The following is a 4,727-nucleotide window of genomic DNA, read 5'->3' as shown; positions in this document are numbered from 1 at the left end:
ATCAACATCATCATCAACGCCCATGCCAGCGGCAGCCAGCTCAGTGACAAACCGGTGATCAGCGCCATCGCCCTGCGTGTGCGGGATGCGGCAGCCGCGTACCAGCGGGCGCTGGATCTGGGGGCCTGGGCCGTGCCCGCGCGGGTGGAGGTGATGGAGCTCAACATCCCGGCCATCCACGGCGTGGGCACCAGCCGCATCTACTTTGTGGACCGCTGGCGCGAGTTTTCGATTTACGACGTGGACTTCACCCCGATCCCCACGGTGGATCAGCATCCACCTTCCATCGCTGGCCTGCACCTGTTTGGCATCGTCCAATACATCGGCAACGACCGCACCGAGGACTGGACCGAGTTCTATTCGGCCCTGTTTGGTTTTGCGAGTCTGCCCGCCGAGCAGCGTTTTGGCATCCTGCCCAAAGGGCGCATCCTGGTCAGCCCGGATCAGCGCTTCTACCTGCAACTGATCGAACCCGAACCCGGCGTGCTGGACGTGGAAGACGACGAATGCCTGCAACGCATCGGCCTGGGCACGCCCGATGTGCCAGCGGCGGTGGCGCAGTTGCGCTCGCGCGGGGTGGAATTTGTCGCCTCCAAAAACCCACAGCAGGACAGCCGGGGCGCACTCACACGCACGGTGATGGGCGGCGTGGCTTTTGAGCTGGTGCATGACGAACGTGTCACGGTGCAATCATGAGCCACGTTGAAGGCAATATGGACGACTTCGGCATGGACACCATCTCGCTGGCCGGGCCGCTGCAGGCCAAGCTGGACGCGATTCGCGCGGCCGGCTTCTCGCAAGTGATGCTCGCCGCACGTGATCTGGTCGGCCACCCGCAGGGCTGGCAGGCAGCGGTGCAAGAGGTGAAAAACAGCGGCCTGCGCGTCACCGGTTTTCAGGTGCTGCGCGACTTTGAAGGCTTGTCTGGCCACCTGCATGCCTACAAGGTGGACATTGCCAAAGCCATGCTGGAGATGTGCCAGGCCCTGGGCTGCGGCGTGATGCTGGCCTGTTCTTCCACCTCCAGCCACGCCAGTGCCGACCCCGCCGTGCTGGTGCGAGACCTGCGCAAGCTGGCCATGCTGGCGATTCCGCTGAACATCAAAATTGCCTATGAAGCCCTGTCCTGGGGCCGCAGCATCAACGAATTTCCGCAGGCCTGGGACATCATCGCCCAGGCCGACATGCCCAACCTGGGGCTGGGCTTTGACTCCTTTCACATGTTCGCCACCCAGACCGCGCTGGACGATCTGGAACTGCTCGACCCCGAGAAAATCCTTCTGGTGCAGCTGGCCGACTTCATGTGGAACGAGATCAAGACGGTGGAAGAGCGCATCAGCACCGCGCGCACCTTTCGCGTCTTTCCCGGTGAAGGGGTGCACAGCGAGGCGCTGGCGGCGCTGGTGCTCAAGCTGCACGAGCTGGGCTACCGGGGCGACTACAGCTTTGAAGTTTTCAACGACGACTACCAGCAACTGCCCCTGGCCACCGTGGCGCAGCGGGCGCGCCGCGCCGCCCTGTGGCTGGGTGAAGACGTGCTGCGCCGCTCGGTGCCGCTGCCCAACCAGATGCGCCTGAAAACCCGGCGGCCTGCCTGAACCACTGGCCCCATGAGCAGTTTGTTTGACCAGTTCCTGTCCACCTCGGAAGCCATCGAGGTGGTGGGTGAGCGCAACTTCCTGCAAGCCATGCTGCGTTTTGAAGCGGCGTTGGCGCAGGCCCAAGCCGCCACCGGGGTGATCCCGCAGGCGGCGGCGCAGTCCATCATCGGCACCTGCAAGGTGGACTTGCTTGATGTGTCCAAAATCGTGCGTGACAGCGCGTTTGCCGGCAGTGTGGCGATTCCGCTGGTCAAGATGCTGCGCGACACCGTGGCCCTGTTCAACCCCGAGGCTGCGCCGTTTGTGCACTACGGCTGCACCAGCCAGGACGCGATTGACACCGCCATGGCCTTGGTCACCCGCGAGGCGCTGGTGCTGATCCGCGCCGATGTGCAGCGCATCGTGGCCGCCTTGCTGCAACTGGCCGGGCAGCATGCCGACACCCCCATGCTGGCGCGCACCCTGATGCAGCCCGCCTGTGTCACCAGCTTTGGCCTGACCTGCGCCAACTGGGCCGCGCCGCTGGTGCGCAGCCTGCAGCGGCTGGACGACTCGGCAGAACGCGCTTTGCAACTGCAATTGGGCGGCACCGTGGGCACGCTGGAAAAAATGCAAGGACAGGGTGCCGAGATCGCCCGGCTGATGGCACAGGCGCTGGGCTTGAGTGTGCCGCTGATGAGCTGGCACACCCAGCGCGACAGCTGGGTGGCGCTGGGTTGTGAGCTGGGCCTGCTCACCGGCAGCCTGGGCAAGATCGCCAAAGACCTCGTGCTGCTGAGCCAGTTTGAAGTGGCCGAGCTGGCTGAGCCTCTTGAGGCCGGGCGCGGCGGTCCACCCAGCATGCCGCACAAACACAACCCGGTGGCCAGCATGGTGGCGCTGGCCGCCGCCCAGCGTGTGCCGCAGCGGGTGGCGACCCTGCTGGCGGCCATGCCGCAAGAACACGAACGCGCCGCTGGCGCCTGGCAGGCCGAGCTGGCCGAGTGGCCGCAGTTGCTGATGTCGGTGCATGGCAGCGCCCGCGCCCTGGCGCTGGCGCTGGCCGGGTTGCAGGTGAACCCCAAACGCATGCGCAGCAACCTCAATGCGGTGCGCGCCAGCCTGCCCAAAGAAGCCGCCAAAGAATGGTTCAGCCCCGACCTGAAGCAGCACGCTGCGCAACTGGCACGCCAGCAGGTGGCCGCGCTCAGGGCGCAGTCGCAAGCAGACGGGGTATAAGGAAAGGGCATGCACATGTCACAGCTTGCAACCCCCAAACTCCGTCTGGCCGTGGTCGGCGCTGGCGCCATGGGCCAGGTGCACATGGACGTGGTGCGCCGTTGCCCCGGCTGCACCTTGTCGGCCATCGTTGACCCCTTGCCCGCTGCGGCGGGGTTGGCTGCGCAGATCGGCGTGCCGCTGTACCCCACGATCGATGCCTTGCTGGCGCAGGACCGCCCGGATGGACTGATCCTGGCCACGCCCAATGCCTTGCACGTGCCCCAGGCCCGGCAATGCATGGCCGCCGGTGTGCCGATCCTGCTGGAAAAACCCATCGCCACCACCGTGGCCGAAGGTGAACAGCTGGTTCAGGAGGTGGAACAGCGCAAGGCCAGCGTGCTGATTGGCCACCACCGCGCCCACAGCCCGATCATGGCCAAGGCCAGGGCGGTGATCGATTCCGGCCAACTCGGGCGGCTGGTGGCCGTCATGGGCAGCGCCACTTTTTACAAGCCCGACGCTTATTACGCCGAAGCGCCGTGGCGCAGCGCCATCGGCGGCGGCCCGATACTGCTGAACCTGATCCACGAGGTGCACAACCTGCGCATGCTGTGTGGCGACATCGTGGCCGTGCAGGCCTTTGCCAGCCAGGCGGTACGTGGTTTTCCGGTGGAGGACACGGTGGCCATCAACCTGCGTTTTGCCAGCGGTGTGCTCGGCACTTTTCTGCTCAGCGACACCGCCGCCTGCCCGCGCAGCTGGGAACAAACCTCGCAGGAAAACAAGGCTTACGCACATGAGCCCGACGAAGACTGTTATGTGATCACCGGCACCAACGGCGCGTTATCGATACCGACCATGCGCCTGAAAACCTACCCCCGCCCCGAAGACCGCTCCTGGTGGAAGGCTTTTGAAACGCGTGTGGTCGATCTGGTGCGGGACGACCCGCTCAAGCACCAGCTTGAGCACTTCTGCGCGGTGATCCGCCACCAGGCCGCGCCGCTGGTGAGCGCCCGCGACGGTTTGCAGAACCTGCGCGTCACACAGGCCGTGGCCGAAGCCGCCCGCACGGGCCGGGTCATCGACATCCCATCCCACTGACAGCCCCATGATCAACGGCCACACCGAACTCATTGCCCACATCGGCTACCCCACCCACAGCTTCAAGTCCCCGCTGATCTACAACCCCTGGTTTGAGCAGGTGGGGGTCAACGCCATCGTGGTGCCCATGGGCTGCCAGGCCCCGGACTACCCCGACCTGCTGCGCGCGGTGTTCAAGTTGACCAATATCCGCGGCGCGCTCATCACCATGCCGCACAAGGTCAGCACCCTCGGCCTGGTGGATGAGGTTTTGCCCACCGCCGCCATTGCCGGAGCCTGCAACGCCGTGCGCCGCCTGCCCGATGGCCGCCTGCAGGGCGACATGTTTGATGGCGAAGGTTTTGTGCGCGGTGTGTTGCGCAAGGGCCTGCGCCTGCAGGGCGCGCGCGCCCTGGTGGTGGGCAGCGGTGGTGTCGGCAGTGCCATTGCCGCTTCACTGGCCAGCGCCGGTGTGGCGGCCCTGAGCCTGTTTGACGTGAACGCCGCCGCCATGCACGGCCTGGCCGGGCGGCTGCGCCAGCATCTGCCAGCCTTGCAGATCGGCCTGGGCTCCAATGACCCGGCCGGGTTCGATCTGGTGGTGAACGCCACCCCCATGGGCATGAACGAGGGCGACCCGATGCCGCTGGATGTCTCGCGCCTGGCCGCCAGCACCTTTGTCGGCGAGGTGGTGATGCGCACCGAGATGACCGCCTTCTTGCTGGCCGCCCAGTCCCGCGGCTGCGCCGTGCAGGTCGGCTCGGACATGCTGTTTGAGCAGATTCCGGCCTACCTGGCGTACTTCAAGCTGCCCAGCGCCACGCCGCAAGAATTGCGGGCGGCGGC

The 4,727-nt window shown here is 65.8% G+C and carries 5 protein-coding genes; all 5 read left to right on the top strand.

The window, feature by feature from the left end:
- On the top strand, positions 1-696 hold a 696-nt coding region (locus PHW99_RS18095; protein ID WP_300181004.1), incomplete at its 5' end, for a 4-hydroxyphenylpyruvate dioxygenase.
- On the top strand, positions 693-1,598 hold the full coding sequence (locus PHW99_RS18090) for a sugar phosphate isomerase/epimerase family protein (protein WP_300181001.1): 906 nt from the start codon (positions 693-695) through the stop codon (positions 1,596-1,598). The genes PHW99_RS18095 and PHW99_RS18090, both read left to right, overlap by 4 nt.
- 12 nt (positions 1,599-1,610) lie before the next feature.
- Positions 1,611-2,819 carry a lyase family protein gene (locus PHW99_RS18085; protein WP_300180998.1) on the top strand — a complete coding sequence of 403 codons (1,209 nt, stop codon included), beginning with the start codon at positions 1,611-1,613 and terminating at the stop codon, positions 2,817-2,819.
- Between the two features lie 15 nt (positions 2,820-2,834).
- A complete protein-coding gene (locus PHW99_RS18080; RefSeq protein WP_300180995.1) occupies positions 2,835-3,902 on the top strand; it encodes a Gfo/Idh/MocA family oxidoreductase in 1,068 nt (355 codons plus the stop codon).
- Between the two features lie 7 nt (positions 3,903-3,909).
- Positions 3,910-4,727, top strand: an 818-nt coding sequence (locus PHW99_RS18075; protein ID WP_300180992.1) for a shikimate dehydrogenase, incomplete at its 3' end; no start/stop codon positions are given.

Source organism: Rhodoferax sp. (assembly GCF_028689305.1).
Lineage (GTDB): Bacteria > Pseudomonadota > Gammaproteobacteria > Burkholderiales > Burkholderiaceae_C > Rhodoferax.
Note: the sequence above shows the minus strand (reverse complement) of the source record. Positions and strands in the feature narration are given on the sequence as shown.